Below are 20182 nucleotides of genomic sequence, written 5' to 3'. Positions count from 1 at the left end.
CAATACGTTGTTAGTAGATTCTTTTACTATGAGACTAGCTTAGATATTCAAAATCTTTTTAATAAAATCATTATTGAAAATTTCTTCCACTATTTTTTGAGAAGTGAATGGTTCTTGTAACGGGTGCTGTTGAAAAATATGCTTGTTCAAGTCCTCTATTGTGTTTGCAATTGGCAATGCATTATGCGCCGATACTTCGTATATTTTTTTCTTATAACGCGTGTTAAATACTAAATTGTTCGGGTCTACAAAACCTGCTTCAATATTTGCTCTTGTCTTTTTTGCGCACCTGCACGGGTTAGATTTGTTTATTAACCCGCATCTTTCGTTCATCCAATTATACAAGTCCTGCCTTGCTCTCATTAAACGTATCCGAAAATTACCTGCCGAAATTCCTAATATTTCAGAACCTAAACTGTGGTCAATGTCAAACATTTCACCAAGGATATAAATCATCCTTTGTTCCCTGTCCAGACAAAGCAGCATTCCTGCTGTACAATTAATTCTGATCTCTTCTATTGAGTCTGAAAGGTCATTTTCTTCCGTTATTGATATTACATGATTGGGAATACTATCAATTGAGTCAAAATAGGTCTCAAAGTCTGTTGTTGATAATTCAGCCTTACTCTTTTTCGTATTTAGAAAATGATTTACAGCAATTCTGTACAGCCAGGTTCTGAATTTGCTTTTACCTTCAAATTTCGTCAGCGCAGTGATTGCTTTAATAAATACTTCTTGTGTTAAATCTTCCGCATCCTCAACGCTTTTTGTCATTTTCAGCGCAAGATTATATACAAACAGCTGATGACGGATAATAAGATTTTGCAATGCTTTTTTATCGCCATTTACAGCCAAATTTACCAAGTCTGTATCACCTTGGTCGGTATAATTAAGTTGAAAAGGATTGTCCATAATAATAAGATAAAACCAATTGCAAACCTTGAAGTTTTCAATTGGTGAATTTATAGATTAAACTTGATTTATACCACCATCTACAGCTATTTCATGTCCTGTAATATATGATGCGTCATTTGAAGCAAGGAATAATACTGCTTTTGCCACTTCTTCAGGTTGTCCAAATCTTTTTAATGCGGTCTGATTGGTTATTGCTTCGGCAGCACCTTGTAACACATCATCCGGCAATCCAATTTTGCTCCAAAAAGGTGTTCCTATTGGACCCGGACTTACTGCATTCACCCTAATGCCCTGCGATGCAAGTTCAGCACTAGCAACTCTTACAACCGAACGAAGTGCAGCCTTGCTGGCACTCAACAAACTACTTCCGGCAAAACCGATTTCATTCAACCAAGAAGTAGTAATAATAATAGAAGCGTTTGGATTTAAGTGTGCAATTGCTTTTTGCAAAGAAAAGTAAGCACCTTTCAGGTTTACGTTCATCATATCATCAAAAAAAGTTTCTGATGTTTCAGCAATTGGTGCCAATTTTCCTTGTCCTACGTTTACAAATAGAACATCAATTCCACCAAATTTTGATTTTGTTTCGGTGAATAATTTTTCCAAATCAGAAATATTAGTTACATCGCCCTGAATCCCATAACTCATAGAACCCAGCTCATCTGTTGCTTTGTCAATTGATTGCTTGTTTCGTTCAAAGATGACCACCGTTGCACCATTTGCGATAAATTCTTTGGCTGTCGCAAAACCAATTCCACTGCCGCCACCTGTTATTACGGCAACTTTGTTTTTTAATTTGTCCATTGTTTTTTTAATTTAACAGCAACATCATTGTTACTATTATTTGGACAATCAAAAAATGAAGGTGTTACAAAAGTCTTTGAATTATTTTAGAGAGTTGCAGTTTATACAGCACCTTTTATCTTAGGTTAACTGTAATTATTTCCCATCTTCAGGAAGCGGAATATTGTTTATATCCTCTTCATTTTCTGCTCTTTTTTTGGCCGCTTTTCCTTTTCCAATCGGAATTCCGGCAGTTACATAAAGCGAACGATTGTATTGTGTCGGGCTAGAATCTCCTTTTAATAAAGGCACCAAACCATAATAATATTGTACCGTTATATTTAAACCGTAACCCACTTTTAAATGATAACCAACACCAGCTGCAATTCCGGCATCGATAACATGAAGCTGATCCCGAATTGTTTTTTTATAAACAATATCGTCCTTGTCAATTTCATTAGAAAATTTATCAAAAGCCGTAGCCAATAATCCGGCCTGCGGACCAGCCTGAACGTAAATATTATTTTTAAACTGATATTTAATTAAAATTGGAACATTAAAATAACGTATTTCGCGGTTAACATTTCCTCCCGCAAAAGTCGCATCCAGAGCATCATCATTAAGAGAATAAACCGGAATATTATTGGCACCCATTGGCGATTTTACAATCACACCCGTATGAATCATCCATGCCGGATTTTTTTTAGCTCTAAAATCAAAATAAAAACCAAGATTAAAACCCACATTCGTTCCCGAAGATTCCTGATTAGAAATACTCGAAAAATTAGCACCGCCCTCCAAACCAAATTCCAAAAAAGGAGAATTCAGTTTGTCTCCAAAAATCAAAGAAATCAAAACCTGCGAATGTGCCTGAGTAATGCAAAAAAGCATTAAAAGCAATAAAATCTTTTTCATATAATGAAGATTAAAGTCCAAAACGATATTGAACACCACCAAGAACCTGAGTCCTGCTGGATAAAAAACCACATTCAACCCTAAACATTATATGTTTATTATACTGAAACTGAGATCCAACAATAAAATTCCATAAATCTTTTGGTTTCTTCTGAAGTGAATATTGAATTGACGATGAATCTACAGTGCTTAAAGCACCATCGATTGTAGTAAGAAAATTTCCAGCACTTGTTAAAGCTCTGTCTGCGGTGTTATGTTTCGCAATATTGGCAGGATTATTTTGTTGGGCGGGAGATAAGCTATTCCACCAATTGTCTACTTTTTCCTGATTTTCAGCAACCTTTGCAAAACCGTTATCTACTTTTGCCTGTGCATCTTCAAGCGAAAAAATATCGGATAAAGCAATATTTCCGTTTGTATCTCCCGAAATATGTACTCTAAAACCACCAGCCCAAACCGCAATGTTTCTGTCTGGTTTAGGAAGTTGAAAAGTTTTGCCCAACCTTGGACCAAAAACAAAAGAAAAGGCAGGTTTGTCCAGCGAACTTATATCAGTCCAGGCCATATTCATGTCAAGTGCCAGCCATCCGCCTCCAATACCAATTGTAGGCGTCATACCCAAACCAAAAGTAGTCGCATCAAAACTTGCGCTAGTATTAAAATCAGCAATCTTTGACCAATTATTAGTTGCATCAGGAATCCAGATTCCAGCATTAATTTTAGTAGATGTACTGGCTTTTCCAAAAACGCCGTAAATATTTAAAAACGGAAGCAGCCAAATATCCGGGCGAACAGATATTGAACTTGCTTCTACAGAAGATTTATCAAAACGTACAATTTCATCCAGATTAAATTTTTGACCATTATTAAAACCAACTTCCAGATCGCTGATTATAATTTCTGAATCCTGCCAAAAATAATTAACAGATAATCCGGCAGAATACGGAAGTTTATAGCCTTTTTGAGCTACTTTTTTCCCCCAGATCGGCAGTGCGTAAGGATAATCTGCAACCTTAAGACTATCTTTTAGTTCTTTATTTTTTTGACCTACAATTTTTTCTGTATATACCTGCGCAGATATTGAAGAGAACGCAAATAACAAAAAGGCTGATATTAGTTTTGTACCTCTCATAAAATTTACTGATAAAAGTTAATTAATGATTTCGATCTAAAAAAAAATATTAGGCTTAGAGAAAAGTATGGATTTTGGCCTTTAAGAAAGGATTAAATTTTTCAGGCAGTGAGTGTTTTTATATGTTATTTAGTGTTAAAGGTAATTAAAAATTTTGTAAAAATAAACTTAAGTGTTTATTTGTTAGTGTTGTACGGTTTTTTGGAACAATCAATAAAAATTAAACTTTATAAAAGAATAAGTCTTATTTTTGTATTTGTGAAATGGATAACAATCATATTATCAATTTATTTAATAGCACTTTCTAATATGCCCTGCGCAGATATGGAAGTAAACAGCATTGTACACCAAAAAGCCCAGTTTTCATCAGATTCGCACTCACACGATAAAGAAAACGATCTATGTTCACCATTTTGCGCCTGCAATTGCTGTGGTGCGCAGATCTTAAGTTATCAATCCACAAATAACATTACATTTCCAGTTGTTTACACAGCGATAACAGCAGTAGTACCAAATTACAAATCAGTTTTTATTTCCAATTTCTACGGAAGTATCTGGCAGCCGCCACAGATAGCATAATGAAGCCGTCCCAACGATTTGGGGCTTGGTAGAGAAGTGTGGATTTTCCACAAGCTAAAACAGACAAGAAATTGTCTCATTTCTCATTTCATTATCATTTCAAATGTTAGATAAAACCATACAATTTAGTATAAGGAACAAGTTCGTTATACTCTTATTTACCGTAGCATTAATTGCTTTTGGTAGTTATTCGCTCAAAAAATTACCACTAGACGCACTTCCCGATGTAACCAACAATCAGGTACAAATTATTACAACCGCACCAACTCTTGCCAGTCAGGAAGTAGAGCAGTTAATTACATATCCGCTGGAACAAGCCGTAAAAACCGTTCCCGATGTAATCGAACTTAGAAGTATTTCCCGCTTCGGATTATCGGTCGTAACTGTTGTTTTTGAAGACGATGTAGATATTTATTGGGCAAGAGAGCAAATATTTCAGCGCTTAAAACAAGCCGAAGAAAACATACCAGAATATGCAGGTTCGCCAGAATTAGCGCCAATTTCTACAGGTCTTGGGGAAATTTACCAATATGATGTTTACGCTAAAAAAGGTTACGAAAAACAATACGATGCCATAAAACTAAGAAGCATTCAGGATTGGATTATTATTCCGCAATTGCAGGGAATAAAAGGCGTTGCCGACGTAAGTACCTGGGGCGGAAAATTAAAACAATACGAAATTGCTGTAAACCCAAATACCCTAAACAGTTTGGGAGTTACGATTACAGAAATTTTTGATGCTTTAGAAAAAAACAATCAAAACACTGGCGGTGCTTATATCGAAAAAGATCAATACGCGTATTTTATCCGCGGCGTAGGAATGGCAAAAGGAACAGCAGATCTTGGAAATGTTGTGGTAAAAAACCGAAACGGTTCGCCCGTTTTAGTTCGTGACGTTGCCGAAGTACGAGAAGGTGTTGCGCTGCGTTACGGCGCCTCTACAAAAGACGGAAAAGGCGAAATTGTGTCGGGTTTGGTATTAATGCTAAAAGGAGAAAACTCGAGCGAAGTCGTAAACCGAATTCACGAAAGGATGGTTCAGATTAATAAAAGTCTGCCAGAAGGTGTTGTTGCCGAAGCTTTTATAGACAGAGGAAAATTAGTTGATAATGCTGTAGGAACCGTTACCAAAAACTTACTCGAAGGCGCGCTTATCGTGATTTTTGTATTGATATTATTTCTCGGAAATCTTCGTGCAGGATTAATCGTCGCATCTGTAATTCCGTTAGCCATGCTTTTTGCCGTTATTTTAATGAATGCTTTTGGCGTAAGCGGTAACTTAATGAGTTTGGGCGCAATAGATTTCGGAATCATTGTAGATGGTGCCGTTATTATTGTCGAAGCCACAATGCATCATTTGCAGCAGCGAAAAATCAAAAAAGAACTTTCTCAGGAAGAAATGGACGTTGAGGTTTACAATTCAGCTTCAAAAATTAGAAACAGCGCTGCTTTTGGCGAAATCATTATTCTGATAGTTTATTTACCCATTCTGGCTCTAATTGGTACCGAAGGAAAAATGTTTAAACCTATGGCAATGACCGTTGGTTTTGCCATTATTGGTGCATTTATCCTTTCGCTTACCTATATCCCGATGATGAGTGCGCTTTTTTTATCCAAAAATACAGAGCACAAAGACAATTTTAGCGATAAAATGATCACCTGGCTGGAGAATATTTACAGACCATTTCTGAACAAAGCATTAGAATATAAAAAAATAGTTTTAGGAATTGCTTTAGGATTATTCGCTTTAAGTCTTATCATTTTCCAAAACATGGGAGGCGAATTTATTCCAACAATCGAAGAAGGCGATTTGGCAATCAATGCCAGTATCATGACCGGAAGTTCGCTTACGCAGATGGTAGAAACCACCACAAAATACGAGAAAATATTAAAAGATAAATTTCCCGAAATCAAAACCATTGTTACCAAAATCGGAAGCGGTGAAATTCCGACCGATCCGATGCCGATAGAAAGCGGCGATTTGATTATTGTTTTGAAAGACAAAAAGGAATGGCACGGAAAATATCATAATTGGGAAGATTTGGCCAATGCCATGAAAGAAGAAATGGAAGTGATTCCGGGCGCTAATATCGAGATTTCACAGCCTATACAAATGCGTTTTAACGAATTAATGACAGGAAGCCGATCTGATATTGCCATTAAAATTTTTGGTGATGATCTGGAGATTTTAGATGCCAAAGCAAAAGAGCTGATTTCGAAGATTAAAAGCATCGAAGGAATCGGCGATTTAAAAGCCGATAAAGTAACCGGATTGCCGCAGATTACCATTAAATACGATTATAATAAAATCGCTTTATACGGTTTGAATATTTCTGATATCAATCAAATTATTCGTTCGTCTTTTGCGGGAGCAAGTGCAGGAAAAATTTACGAGCAAAGCAAAAGATTTGATGTAGTGGTACGCATGAATCAGGACAATCGGGGCGATATTACCGATGTAAGCAATTTGTTTATTCCGCTTCCAAACGGACAGCAAGTACCACTTTCGCAGGTGGCAACAGTAGATTACGAGCAAGGGCCGGTGCAAGTTACCCGCGAAGACGGAAAGCGTCGTATTACGGTTGGGCTCAATGCGCGCGGCCGCGATATTAAAAGTCTTGTAGATGAAATTCAGCAAAAATTAGACAAAGATTTCAAACTTCCCACGGGTTATTATGTAACCTATGGCGGACAATTTGAAAATCTTATAGAAGCAACCAAACGACTTTCTATTGCATTACCAATTGCTTTAGGACTGATTTTAGTCTTGTTATATTTTACTTTCAAAAGTTTCAAACAAGCAGGTTTAATCTTTACAGCAATTCCGCTTTCTGCAATTGGCGGTGTTTTTGCGCTTTGGCTCCGCGGCATGCCTTTTAGTATTTCGGCTGGAATTGGTTTTATTGCCTTATTTGGAATTGCGGTTCTTAACGGAATTGTCTTGATTTCGTATTTCAATCAGCTCAAATTAGAAGGCATTACAGATCCGCTTCAAAGAGTTTTAATCGGAACCAAAACCAGATTACGTCCCGTTTTAATGACGGCTGCCGTAGCTTCTTTAGGATTTTTACCAATGGCATTATCAACAAGTGGCGGGGCAGAAGTACAAAAACCATTGGCAACCGTAGTAATTGGCGGTTTATTCTCTGCAACATTACTAACATTGATTGTATTGCCGATTTTGTATTTACTGCTGGAAAAATTTAACCGCAAAATAAAATGATTTTTTCACGCAGATTTTACAGATTGCAACAGATCAAATAGAAATTTTAAAAAAAAATAATCTGTCTTTATCTGCTTAAATCTTTAAAATCTGCGTGAAACAAAAAAGAAATAAAATGAAAAATATAAAACATAAAATCTTTGCGAACCTTGCGAAAAAACCTTCGCAAACTTTGCGGTTAATTGCATTATTGTTAATAAGCACAATAGCAAACTCACAAACAAAAATATCTTTAGAAGAAGCCATTCAATTAGCCAAATCAAACAACATTGATTTAAAAATCGCTGACAAAGAAATCGAGAAACAAACCATTCTGAAAAAGACTGCATTTCAGCCCGATCCATTGCAAGTGCAATATCAGGGCGGACAGTTTAACAGCGTAGATTTTGACCATAATGTTTCTGTGCAGCAATTTTTCCCGATAGGAAATATCACAAAAGCAAACAGACAACTACAGGAAGAACTGGCAAAATTAGCCGAAAAACGAAAAGCTTTGTCTGCGTATGAAATTGAAAAAGCCATGACATTGGCCTATTATCAATATTTGTATGGAATTTCGATTCAAAAACTAAACTCAGAACTCAATGAAATTTACACCAAATTCTTGAAAAATGCTGAGTTGCGTTTTCAAACCGGAGAAAGTGGCAACATTGAAGTCATCAGCGCTAAAGCGAAAGTAAAAGAAATTGAAACCCAGAAAAAACAACTGGAATATGACTTGGTGATTTATCAGAAACAGCTGCAGTTTTTTATGCAGACAGAAGAAAATATTGTTCCAGATGTTCAGACTTCGTTGCAATATTCAGTTGTAAAAGAACAAGGGAATTTGGGTGCAGAAGGTTTACTTTCAGATTATTATCAACAACAGATTTCAGTGTACAAAAAAGAAGAAAACACATTTAAAGCTGCGCGCACACCAAAATTAGGATTGGGATATTTTGCACAGACAATCAATACAGAATCGTTGTTTCAAGGTTTTACAGCTGGATTACAGATTCCGTTATTTGGAGGCGTGAATACAGCTAAAGCTCAGGCTTCTGCAATAAATACGCAACAATCTCAATTGGCATTAGACAAAAGCAAATTGGCATTAAATCTTCAGAAAATAGAATTGCAGAATAACTTCGAAAAGCAGCAAAAAGCCTTAGAATATTTTCAGAATGAAGGCTTGCAATATGCTGATCAGATTATCAATTCGGCTCAAAAAAGTTATGCCAACGGCGATATGAGTTATTGGTCGTACATCAGTTTTTTAAATCAGGCTATTGATATTAAAAAACAACATGCAGAAGCGGTTCACAGTTACAATCAGAGTGCGATTGAACTTCAATTTCCAACTATTAAAAATTATTAAAATGAAATATATACTTAAAAATTTTACCACAAAGTTTACAAAGGTTTCACAAAGTTTAGAAAGCTTGGTTTTCTTGTGTTCTTTGCGTTTTTCCTTTGTGTTCTTTGCGGTTATTATCCTCAATTCATGTAACGAAAAAAAGGTGGAAGAAACTCCTGAAGAAGAAGAAACCGAAAAAACAGAAACCGTATTAACAGCTTCTCAATACATAACAATCGGCATAGAAACCGGTCTTGTAGAAAACAGAAACCTGAATAAAATTATCAAAGCAAATGGTTACACCACTGTACCGCCACAAAACTCAGCCGAAATATCGACTTTGATAGGAGGAACCGTAAAAGATATTTTTGTTTTAGAAGGCACTTATGTAAATAAAGGAAAAGTTTTGGCCACAATTCAAAACCTTGAAGTGATTGAAATGCAGGAAGATTATCATTCGGCTTTAGCCAATATCGAATATCTGCAGTTAGAATACAACCGTCAGAAAACTTTGAGTGATGAAAATGTAAATCCAAGGAAAGTTTTTCAGGAAGTAAAATCAAAATTAGCGGCAGAAAGAGTAAGAGCTCAGGGAGCAAAAAGCAAATTAGACGCCCTGCACGTGAGTACAAAAGGAAGTTCGTCTTTAGTACCAATTGTAGCACCTATAAGCGGTTATGTAGGCAAAATAAGCATTGCGAAAGGAGCGTATGCACAAACCGGAGTTTCACTTTTTGAGGTTGTAGATAATACGCAGATGCATTTAGATTTGAATGTTTATGAGAAAGATTTGGGCTCTATTTCTGTTGGGCAGGTAATTGATTTTGTATTAACAAATCAGTCTAACAAATCGATAAAAGGAAAAATTTTCGGAATCAATAAATCATTTTCTAACGAAAGTAAAACGGTTGCCGTACATGCCAAAATCGAATCGGCTGATGCAAAAGGTTTGATTCCGGGAATGTATGTTTCGGCTAATATCAATATCACGAATGCGACTGTTCCTGCGCTTCCAAAAGATGCTGTAGTACGAAATGCCGATAAATATTTCGTATTTGTACAGGAAGAAAAACACGAGAAACCTAAAGAAAAACACGAAGAAGAAATTCATTTTAAAACCATAGAAGTTATTCCCGGAACAACAGATTTAGGCTTCACCGAAGTAAAATTTATTGATGAAATTCCGGCAGACGCAAAGATTGTTACCGAAGGCGCTTTTTATCTGCTTTCGACAATGAAAGGCGGCGGCGAACATGAACATTAGGTCTTTTTGAGGTTCAAAGGTTCAAAGGTACAGAGGTTCAAAGCTATAGAGCCTAAATTATAGCTACAAAGTCAGGAAAAGATCTTGCATCAAACCTCTGTACCTTTGAGCCTTTGTACCTAAATAAAAAAACTTTGCGCCTCTGTGTCTTTGCGAGATTAAAATAGCTTTACATAATTATCAATTCGCATAAAATACTTAAATTTAGAACATTATTCACGTAGAGTTTAAACAACTTGAAACGTGAAACCTAAAACTTGAATTTTCCTATGGAACATCTACATAAAGAAGAAAAAATTATAAAAAAGAAAGTAAAACCAACTTGCTGTTGTTCACACGACGAACCGGAACATCATGATAATGATGGACATAATCACGACGAACATGATGGACACGATCACGAACACAATGTAGAAGGCAGTGCTTTTAAAATGTTTCTTCCAGCAATAATATCCTTTGTTTTACTGTTGATTGGAATTGCGTTTGACAACTATTTTCCGCAAGATTGGTTTTCTGGATATGTTAGAATCGGCTGGTACTTTATAGCGTATCTTCCAGTTGGAATTCCGGTTTTAAAAGAAGCTTACGAAAGTATTGTAAAAGGCGATGTTTTTTCAGAATTTTTTCTGATGTGTATCGCTACAATTGGCGCTTTTGCAATTGGTCAATATCCTGAAGGAGTTGCCGTAATGTTGTTTTATTCGATTGGAGAAGTATTTCAAGGTTTGGCGGTGAGTAAAGCAAAATCGAATATTAAAAGTTTGCTGGATCAGCGTCCAGATGAGGTTACGATTTTAGAAGATAATATTGCAAAAAATGTAAAAGCAAAAGATGCAGCAATAGGCGTAATTATACAGCTAAAAGCAGGAGAAAAATTAGGCTTAGACGGCGAATTATTATCCGATACAGCTTCGTTTAATACAGCAGCTTTAACAGGCGAAAGCAAACCTGATACAAAAGTAAAAGGCGAAACTGTTTTGGCAGGAATGATAAACGGAAATACAATCGCATTGGTAAAAGTGACAGCGCTTTATAAAGACAGTAAATTGGCTAAAATTTTAGAATTGGTACAAAATGCTACGACAAAAAAAGCGCCTGCAGAACTCTTTATCAGGAAATTTGCTAAAATCTACACGCCAATTGTGGTATATCTAGCGATTGCAATTTGTTTACTTCCAATGCTTTTTGTGAGTAATTATGTTTTTAGCGATTGGTTGTATCGCGCTTTGGTTTTCCTGGTTATTTCGTGCCCGTGTGCTTTAGTAATTAGTATTCCGCTTGGGTATTTTGGCGGTATCGGCGCGGCAAGTAAAAACGGAATTTTATTTAAAGGAAGTAATTTTCTGGATAGTATTGCCAATATTCAGAATGTAGTTGTGGACAAAACCGGAACAATGACAGAAGGTGTTTTTAAAGTGCAGGAAGTTGTTATTTCGAATGATTTTGATAAAGATGAAATTCTAAAACTCCTTAATGTTCTGGAAAGTAAAAGCACACATCCTGTTGCCGTTGCAATTCACGATTACGTTGGTGAAATAGATTCCTCAATCACTTTAGAAAATATAGAAGAAATTTCAGGCCACGGACTAAAAGCTTCAATTAACGGGAAAGAATTACACGCAGGTAATTTTAAACTAATGGATAAGTTTAATATTCAATATGATATCGATCCGAATACTATTGTTTACACGACAATTGCAATTGCTTACGATAATAAATTTGCGGGTTATTTAACCATTGCAGATGCGATAAAAGAAGATGCACAAATTACGGTGTCAAAATTAAAAGCATTGGGCGTAAAAACTACAATGCTGAGCGGTGATAAAACAAATGTGGTGCAATTTGTAGCGGAAAAACTCGGAATCGCAAATGCTTTTGGCGATTTACTTCCAGAAGATAAAGTAGATAAACTAAACGAAATCAAAGCAAAAAATGAAACTGTAGCTTTTGTAGGCGATGGAGTAAATGATGCGCCAGTAATTGCATTAAGTACGGTTGGAATTGCAATGGGAGGTTTAGGAAGCGACGCCGCAATCGAAACCGCAGATGTGGTAATTCAAGATGATAAACCAAGCAAAATTGCAATGGCAATAAACATCGGAAAACAAACCAAAAAAATCGTCTGGCAGAATATTACTTTGGCTTTTGTTGTAAAAGCTGCAGTGTTACTTTTAGGCGCCGGCGGACTTGCTACAATGTGGGAAGCTGTTTTTGCTGATGTTGGAGTTGCATTATTGGCAATCTTGAATGCAGTAAGGATTCAGAGAATGAAGTTTTAAAACTTAAAATAATTTAGTTTAATCAATTAAATCTGCTCAATCTGCAAAATCTGCGTGAGATTTTTTCTCGTAGATTTTGCAGATAGTGCAGATCATTTTAATTCAATTCTATTGAATATAATTTTAGTCAATTTTATGTTTGGTGATGATCATGAAACAGGATAGTCCATGATACAGAGCTAATTAGCATTTAGTACATTTAATTCTCATTAAAAAAATGTACCAAATCCAGCCAAACATAATGAAACAAAGAAAAAATCATTTTAGAATACTGCTATTAATACTAGTGATTGGTTTTGGAATACAAAACAGTAAATCACAGTCACAAAATATTAAAAATGATTCTTTTTGGACTACCAAAGAAGGACTTCCAATTAATAGTCAGGGCGGAGGAATTTTCAAATTTAATGATCCATCAACCGGAGAGCAAAAATATTATTGGTATGGAGTTCATTATCAGGAAGCTGATACATACAGAAACAATCCCTCCATTACCTTACCAAATGCAACCTTTCAATCCGTAACGTGCTATAGTTCTTTAGATTTGGTCAATTGGAAGTTTGAAGGAGATGTTCTGACTAAAGACAAAGTAAATCAATCTGGCAAAAGCTGGGTTGGTCGTTTAGGAGTCGCTTATATAAAAGAGATCAAGAAGTACGCGATGTTTGTACAGCATGATAAAGAAGTTCTAATAACGGTTTCAGATTCACCTGTTGGAGAATTTAAGTGGCATCAGAAGATCAATATGGAACCGATGATTGGCACCAGTAATACGGGCGATCAAACGGTTTTTACAGATGAAGATACCGGAAAATCGTATCTTATTTATTCTTATGGAAATGGACGAAACAAAATTTATGTGTCAGAAATAGGAGTGAAGGACGGAATGGTTAATCTTTTAGACTGCACGCAGGTTTTTAAGGGAGAAAGCCGCGAAGGAAACTGTATGTTTAAATACAACAATAAGTATTATATGTTTGCTTCTAATATTTATGGCTGGGATTCTTCATTTGCGTATTATCTTATTGCCGATGATATTCGAGGACCTTACACACCCACAAATGATATGTTGGTTATGAAGGGCGCTTCTGAAGATTTTGCTCACGTATCTCAAACCGGTTTTTTCTTTTCCTTAAAAGGAAACAAACAAGAAACCATAGTATATTGTGGAGATCGATGGGCGAATTTTGCAGGCAACGGATTAGGATATAACCAATGGTGTCCCGTTTCGTTTGATGGAGAAATGCCTTATTTTAATTCACTTAGTTCCTGGAATCTAGATGCTAAAACAGGTATCTGGAAGGTTGCGGATGACAATAATTACATCAAAAACAATAGTTTTGAAGCTGACAGAAGACATATTCCAAGTCCTGTTAAACCAGTACAAATTCAATTAACAGGTTGGAATAGCGATATTATAGAGGGTAATAAACTGAGTCAGGATTCCATATCACCCGTTTTAAATTATTTTAATACAGAGGAAGATAGAAGAATTGTAATTGGAGAAAAAAGTTTAAATATTAGTGATAAAGTAAACTTTAAAAGAAAAATAACTCAGATAATTTCTTCTTCACCTTTTGTTAAATTAGAAGACGGATCCTATACATTAACTGCAAAAATTAAAAACAGCCAAGGTTTTAATAATTTGGAAATGTATATTTTGAGTAACGGAAAAAGAAATAAATATGTTATTTCTGAAGAAAATAAGGAATGGAAAACTATCGAAATCAAAAACTTCATGATTAAAAAAGGAAATGTAGAGGTTGGATTTCTTGCAGATGGAAAAGCAAATTCTTTTTGTTTAATTGATGATGTATCGCTTGTTAAATCGGAAAAGTAAAAAACAACCTTATATCCAGAACGTGCAAATCAGTTTTAATTAAAATTTAGTTCAATTCTATTTTCATTATTTTTTAATATAACTTCAAGCTCATTGTTTTCAGATGGTGTTTGCGTTGGATACCAATTTCGATTTGGCGTTACCAAAATTAATAAACCTTCATCATCACCAATTGCAGAAAATGCTTCACTATTAGTATTTTTACTAAAGAATTCTAATCCATGTTTTGCTATTAATTCTTTTCCTAATTCCAGCGGATTTTTAGTTACGATCCCTATTTCGCTTATATTCAAAATGGATTTAGAATTGAATTCACCTGATTGTTGATTCTCAAGATCATGTCTTGCTATAAATTCTAATAAATTTCCGTTGTTATCGTAAAAATAAACAGCGTGAGCATTCCAGTTTTCAAAATTGGTGATTACATTTTGATCTTCTATAATAATTAAATCTACTTTGCTTTTACACCACTCAATTGCTTCTTCAAGCTTGTTTTGTGGAATGTTAAATGCAAAATGATAAATGGAATTAAATTGAGAATTTTCAACGAATTTTAAAATAGAATTTCCTGCCTGAATCGTTACAGATTTCTCATCTTTTTCTATGATTTTGAGTTCAAGTATATCTTTATAAAAAAAGAAAGTTTCTTGAATATTTTTTGTTTGAATTTGGATCTGTTCTACTTTCATTGTTATGTCATTTAGAAAAGAAGAAAACTTCTTTTTTGTTCTTATCAAATTTAAAAAATGTCAATAGTATATAAATCTACGGATCATTTTATAAGTTGATTGAAGTATAAATATTTAATATTGAAACACAAATAAGTAGGTTTTTTCTTTAATTTTTATAAATTTGAAACATTTTTGATTTCAATTTTATTACTATTGTTAGCGCGAGCGTATCGCTCGTGCGCACAATCAAAATCTGAAATGAGTAGAAAATATAAGTTTAGAGAAAAAAATAGTGCATACTTCATTTCATTTGCAACAGTACATTGGATTGACGTTTTTACACGTGAAGCATATTTTGCCTGCATAATTGAATCTTTAGAATATTGCCGGAAAAATAAAGGAATGGAAATATTTGGTTATTGTATTATGCCAAGTCATTTGCATATAATTTTCCGCTCGACTTTTGGTGATCCATCTGGTTTACTTAGAGATTTTAAAGGCTTTACCTCTAAGAAAATGGTAAAAATCATAGAAGAGAATCCAGAAGAAAGTAGAAAAGATTGGATGCTTTGGATGTTTGAACGTGCTGGAAAGAAAAATTGTAATGTTGAGAAAAAACAATTTTGGCAGCAACATAATCATCCGATAGAAATTTGGTCCTTAAAAGTATTTGAACAAAAACTAAATTATGTTCATCAAAATCCTGTTGAAACTGGCTTTGTAACAGACCCTATAGACTGGAAATACAGTAGTGCTCGTAATTATGGAAACAATGACCAGACGGTTTTAGAAATAGATTTGAATTAGTTTAAGTATTGATTTTGATTACGTTAATTTGGAGCGGGCACGAGCGGGACGCTCGCGCTAGCGACATGAACTGCGGTATTGTTTTGTACGCATGCTAGCGCGAGCGTCCCGCTCGTGCCCGCTCTAATAAGCCACACAGATTAAAACAAAAAAAGCCCATTTCAACAGAAACAGGCCTTTAAAATTTGCAAAGTTTTGGGGCAAATTACAAACGAAAAATAAAAAACTTATTGTGGAAGAGTTGGATAAATAATTCTTCTTGTTGGCGTACTTAAAGTCTCTATAAAAGCCAAAAGATCATTTATTTCCTCTTTGTTTAAATTTAATTTACGAAGCATTGGGTCCGCTTTTGGAATCAGTGAATCTCTTGCAGTTCCGAGATATTTTTTCTGAATAGGAGAAGGATTTCCAAGATTATACAATTCTACTACATCCAATAAAGACGGAAAATGTCCGTGATGCATCCACGGTTTTGTGTTTACTGCTTCGCGTAAAGTTGGAGTTCTAAACTTCCCTATGTCCGCAACATCTTTAGTAACATTATAACGTCCGAAATCTTCGTTTTTTGTACCGAATAAAGTTTGTCCATCATTATGGAATTGATTATCGCTGAAATAAGGCGTATTATGACAATTAATGCATTGTGCTTTAGTTCTAAAAAGATGCAATCCTTTTACTTGCGAATCCGTATAAGCATCTGATTTTCCACTTATAAATTGATCAAATTTACTTTTCGGACTATTTATAGATCTTTCGAAAGTTGCAATGGCATATTGTATTCTTTCCAGTGATATTTTTTTATCTCCAAAAGCAGCTTCAAAAAGGGTTTTATAACCTTTAACCTGTGCAATTTTATCAACCGCAATCGTCAGTTTTTCATTCATTTCTAATGGATCGCCGATCGGAAATTGAGCCTGATCTTCAAGACTAGACGCACGTCCATCCCAGAAGAGCGTTTTCGCGTAAGCGGCATTTAGAATGGTCATCGAATTTCGTTTTCCAGTCTGGCGGTCGTGTCCAAAAGAACGCGTCAAATTATCTGTCCAGCCCAATTCTGGATTATGGCAGGAAGCGCAGGCAATTTGTCCGCTAAGCGATAATCTCGGATCAAAAAAGAGTATTTTCCCCAGACTTTCCTTTTCTTTAGAATACGGATTGTAAGCCGGATAAGGAACAGCAGGAAGAATACCAATATCCTGAAATTTCGATTTATCAATTCGCTCATTTAATGCTGCTGCAGGCCACAACGATGGATCACCGCTGGAATACACTTTTCTCAGTTCCTGAATATCGATGTATTCGGGTTCTTCGATGCTCTTGTAAGCGGTTAAAATGAGTAGAAACAGAATAGGGAAAATTAGCTTTTTCAATTTTGTTTTTTATTTGATTTAAATTTTTAATCTCAATTTCCAGTCCCAGTTTAGACTCCAAAAGCTTTGTCAAAGTTTTAAACTTTGACAAAGCCTGAAGAATTATCTAATTTGCAAATTGTCTAATTATCTAATTTTATAAAGCAATTTCTTTAGGACAAGCTTCATTTATCGGATCTATTTTAGGATAGGTTTTGTTGTTGTAAATTTTGTATTGCGTAGAAACCGTTCCTCCAAAAAGTTCGTCGTTGGTTAATTTCAATTCAAAAGAAATTTCAAATAGACCTGCGCTTATTTCTTTATAGGTTCCTTCGCCGGAAATGGCAATACTATGACTAACTTTAGTGCTGCTGCTAATCGTAATATATTGTGGAATCACTAATACTTTACCATTGGTTTTGCTGTTTCCGTTTGCTGGAAAAAATTCCAAAGCAGAGGTAATATTGAAACCTGGAGAAAGTGCAGCAGTTACACTTTCGTTAGAAAACCATCTTTTTAAATTGAATGAATTTGTCGTGTTGGCTCCTGTAGAAACATTAAACCCGATTTTAAAAGCATCGTGATAAACATCATCATTTGGGTTTGCTGTTCCTTTGTCGCTGTATAAAATGGCGTTTTCGTTGTCTTTTGTTACAACAACCGGAAACGTAAAGGCATTAAAAGCCTGCCATGCACAAACGCCCGATTTATCAAACCAGGTTTCGCCATACGTTAGATAAAATTGATTGGATAAATCGTAAAATTTAGAAGCTGGATTTGCCTGAATATCACGTGTTGATTTTATTGGTTTTACGATTTGCAGAATGGTTGTGCCAGATGCAATATAATCGCCAGCATTTACAAGTGAAATATTAGTTTCATAATAAACATCATCGCTCTGAATATCTTCTAAAAGCGTTAAATGATAGGTAATTGAACTTCTGTTATCTCCAAAATCATCATGTTTTAAGGAATATTCAAAACCATTTAAGAACTTAAAAATACTAAGTTTTTCAATTTCAGACGGAATAAATCCGTTAGGGAAATTTACTTTAAAATCGAATGTTTCGCCTGCCTGTCCTTTTATTACAATTCGGTTTGTTGAAAGCGAATACGGTGTGCTCACTTCGCCTAAATTAATCGTAAAAGTGTCATTTACAGCCGTTGTATTTAAATTTCCGATATGAATTTCAGGATCAGAAGTATTTTCTAATTTTAAGGTAATACTTTGTTTGTCTTTCCATCTTTTATCAAAAGAAACATAAATTGTATCTGTAAGTTGTGATCCTTTAAACAACAATTGGTTGGCGGGTTCTAAGCTAAAACTTGCAGCATCTCCTGTTGAAACAGCACTAAAATTAGCCATTACAGCCGATTTTAAAGTAGCAGAAGTTAAAGTTACCGGAACTTTTAAGGTCTTAACCGATTTGTTTTCAAAACTTACAGATGCCATTGAAGAAGTATTTACAGCCGGATATTCCAGCGGTATATTGTTGTTTACAAGGAAATTAAACCTGATAAAAGGATTAATGTTCTGTGATTCTAATCTATAATCATCCTTAGAACAAGCTGTAAATAATGTTATAGCGATACTTAATATGGATATAATTTTAATACGATTCATTTTGTTTTAGGTTTGAGTTAAGGTTAAGCGTACTTTGCGGTATTGGCAATACATATTTTGGCGACGGATAGGTGAGTCCGCAGCTGAGCGAAATACAGCCGTCGTTGCGCGAAACGTCTTTTTTGTTTCGGGCAATATCAAAAAATAAATGACCTTCAAAACACAATTCTTTTCTTCTTTCTAAAAATAAAGCTTCGGTTATATTGTTGGTATTGGTCAATACAGCCGCATTTGATCTGGCTCTAATAATGTTGATATCTGTTTTTGCCTGTTCCGGATTGTTAAGTCCAATTGACGCTTCGGCACGAATTAAATATTGTTCGCTCAATCTAAAAGCAACATATCCGGGATTGCCCTGAAATTTTTTAGTGAAATAATAATTTTTATTTACAGGCTGTAAATTAACCAATGTAGATAATGGTTTTTCTAAAAACAGCTGCTTTCTAATATCTCCGGTTTCATACAAATCAACTAAATCCTGAGAAGCTGCGTAATTGCCATAATTGGTATCAAAAATATATCCGAAATAAGAAGATAATGACCCGTTTACAGTTCCATCTGAGCTTTTGGTAACCGATAATTCTAGTAAAATTTCAGAAATTGGAAGATCCGGCTGTTCCCATTGCGAAATATAATTGGCTGAGCTCACTAAACTTACGCCTGAATTTGCAATCACATCATTGGCAGTATCGTATGCATTTTTATAATCTTTTTTAGAAAGATAAACTCTTGCCAATAAAGCTTTTGCGCTATTACTATTGAAATAAGAATAAGCCGGCCCAGCATTAAGCGTGGTATTAGAATATAAATCTAAAGAAGCTTTAATATCATTTATAATTAAAGAATACGTATTGGCAGCAGTTTCTCTTGCCGGATAGGTAAGTCCTTGGCTGATAGATTTTAAATTATAAACAATTCCTAAATGAGAAGCATCATTAGTATAGCCGTAATTCTGGCTGTAGATTTCGCTCAATAAAAAATGAACATACGCACGAATGGTTAATGCCTGCGCTTTTATCTGATTTTTTTCTGCATCGGTAGCATCAGAAACGGCATCTGTATATTCCAAAATTAGATTGACCTGATTGATAATATCATAACCGTCGGAGTAAAAAGAAGAAAAATTGGATGCAAGAGCTTTATCATCAAAAGAATAAACGTCTTTGATATTGGTTGGAATGCTGATCTGCCCTTTTGAAGCTCCAGTGTAAGAAGGAGTAAACTTTATATTGCCTCCCTGCACATCTGCATAAACAGCAAAACGTTCGCCTCTTAAATCTCCTTCAAGATTTTGATAAACACCGTTTAAGGCCGTCAAAACACCCTTTTTGTCTTTTAATTGCTCTGTGATAGAAGTTTTGGTTCCAGGCTCCTGTTCTAAAAAATCACTGCAGCTTTGCAATAAAAAAGGCATTGCAAAAAGCATCAGAAAATGGGCTCTTATATTGTTTTTAAAATATTTCATCTT

The 20182-nt window shown here is 35.1% G+C and carries 15 protein-coding genes; 7 read left to right on the top strand and 8 right to left on the bottom strand.

From position 1 onward, the window contains the following. Positions 1-39: 39 nt before the first annotated feature. The 4 genes from EV144_RS02815 to EV144_RS02800 form a co-directional block, all read right to left on the bottom strand. Positions 40-912, bottom strand: a complete 873-nt coding sequence (locus EV144_RS02815; RefSeq protein ID WP_134145972.1) for an RNA polymerase sigma factor — start codon at positions 910-912, stop codon at positions 40-42. 57 nt (positions 913-969) lie between these two features. Continuing rightward, positions 970-1719: an SDR family oxidoreductase gene (locus EV144_RS02810; protein WP_134145970.1), complete on the bottom strand. Its 750-nt coding sequence runs from the start codon at positions 1717-1719 to the stop codon at positions 970-972. Positions 1720-1854: 135 nt separating this feature from the next. Next, entirely contained in the window at positions 1855-2613 is a 759-nt protein-coding gene (locus tag EV144_RS02805; protein ID WP_134145968.1) for a porin family protein, read from the bottom strand. Positions 2614-2623: 10 nt separating this feature from the next. Continuing rightward, complete coding sequence (locus EV144_RS02800) at positions 2624-3745, bottom strand: hypothetical protein (RefSeq protein ID WP_134145966.1); 1122 nt, start codon at positions 3743-3745, stop codon at positions 2624-2626. A gap of 258 nt (positions 3746-4003) precedes the next feature. Here EV144_RS02800 and EV144_RS02795 point away from each other — a divergent pair, with 258 nt between their 5' ends. The 6 genes from EV144_RS02795 to EV144_RS02770 all read left to right on the top strand — a co-directional run bounded on the left by EV144_RS02795 (position 4004) and on the right by EV144_RS02770 (position 14263). Beyond that, positions 4004-4324, top strand: a complete 321-nt coding sequence (locus tag EV144_RS02795) for a DUF6660 family protein (protein ID WP_243854605.1) — start codon at positions 4004-4006, stop codon at positions 4322-4324. A 103-nt stretch (positions 4325-4427) separates the two neighbouring features. Beyond that, positions 4428-7547 (top strand): efflux RND transporter permease subunit, encoded by a 3120-nt coding sequence (locus tag EV144_RS02790; RefSeq protein WP_134145964.1) that lies wholly within the window; start codon positions 4428-4430, stop codon positions 7545-7547. A gap of 115 nt (positions 7548-7662) precedes the next feature. After that, complete coding sequence (locus EV144_RS02785) at positions 7663-8901, top strand: TolC family protein (protein ID WP_134145962.1); 1239 nt, start codon at positions 7663-7665, stop codon at positions 8899-8901. Between the two features lies 1 nt (position 8902). Then, positions 8903-10144, top strand: a complete 1242-nt coding sequence (locus EV144_RS02780) for an efflux RND transporter periplasmic adaptor subunit (RefSeq protein ID WP_134145960.1) — start codon at positions 8903-8905, stop codon at positions 10142-10144. Positions 10145-10413: 269 nt separating this feature from the next. Further along, positions 10414-12423: a heavy metal translocating P-type ATPase gene (locus tag EV144_RS02775; RefSeq protein WP_134145958.1), complete on the top strand. Its 2010-nt coding sequence runs from the start codon at positions 10414-10416 to the stop codon at positions 12421-12423. A gap of 241 nt (positions 12424-12664) precedes the next feature. Next, entirely contained in the window at positions 12665-14263 is a 1599-nt protein-coding gene (locus tag EV144_RS02770; RefSeq protein WP_134145956.1) for a family 43 glycosylhydrolase, read from the top strand. Positions 14264-14298: 35 nt separating this feature from the next. Here EV144_RS02770 and EV144_RS02765 read toward each other — a convergent pair whose 3' ends face one another. Continuing rightward, positions 14299-14952, bottom strand: coding sequence for a VOC family protein (locus tag EV144_RS02765; protein ID WP_134145954.1), 654 nt, complete (start codon positions 14950-14952; stop codon positions 14299-14301). A gap of 240 nt (positions 14953-15192) precedes the next feature. On the opposite strand from EV144_RS02765, the gene EV144_RS02760 reads away from it, so the two are divergent. Continuing rightward, entirely contained in the window at positions 15193-15741 is a 549-nt protein-coding gene (locus tag EV144_RS02760; RefSeq protein WP_134145952.1) for an REP-associated tyrosine transposase, read from the top strand. A 227-nt stretch (positions 15742-15968) separates the two neighbouring features. Here the strand turns inward: EV144_RS02760 and EV144_RS02755 are convergent, their stop codons facing one another. From EV144_RS02755 to EV144_RS02745, 3 genes are all read right to left on the bottom strand, one after another. Next, the gene (locus tag EV144_RS02755; protein ID WP_243854604.1) at positions 15969-17111 is read right to left on the bottom strand and encodes a cytochrome-c peroxidase; all 1143 of its coding nucleotides are present in this window, start codon (positions 17109-17111) and stop codon (positions 15969-15971) included. Positions 17112-17247: 136 nt separating this feature from the next. Then, the gene (locus EV144_RS02750) at positions 17248-18714 is read right to left on the bottom strand and encodes a hypothetical protein (protein ID WP_134145949.1); all 1467 of its coding nucleotides are present in this window, start codon (positions 18712-18714) and stop codon (positions 17248-17250) included. Next, positions 18701-20179 carry a RagB/SusD family nutrient uptake outer membrane protein gene (locus tag EV144_RS02745; RefSeq protein ID WP_243854603.1) on the bottom strand — a complete coding sequence of 493 codons (1479 nt, stop codon included), beginning with the start codon at positions 20177-20179 and terminating at the stop codon, positions 18701-18703. The genes EV144_RS02750 and EV144_RS02745 overlap by 14 nt, the downstream gene beginning before the upstream one ends. Between the last annotated feature and the right edge of the window lie 3 nt (positions 20180-20182).

It is taken from the genome of Flavobacterium sp. 270, from assembly GCF_004368785.1.
Classification (GTDB): domain Bacteria; phylum Bacteroidota; class Bacteroidia; order Flavobacteriales; family Flavobacteriaceae; genus Flavobacterium.
The sequence above is the reverse complement of the archived record's forward strand: the minus strand, read 5'-3'. Positions and strand labels throughout refer to the sequence as shown.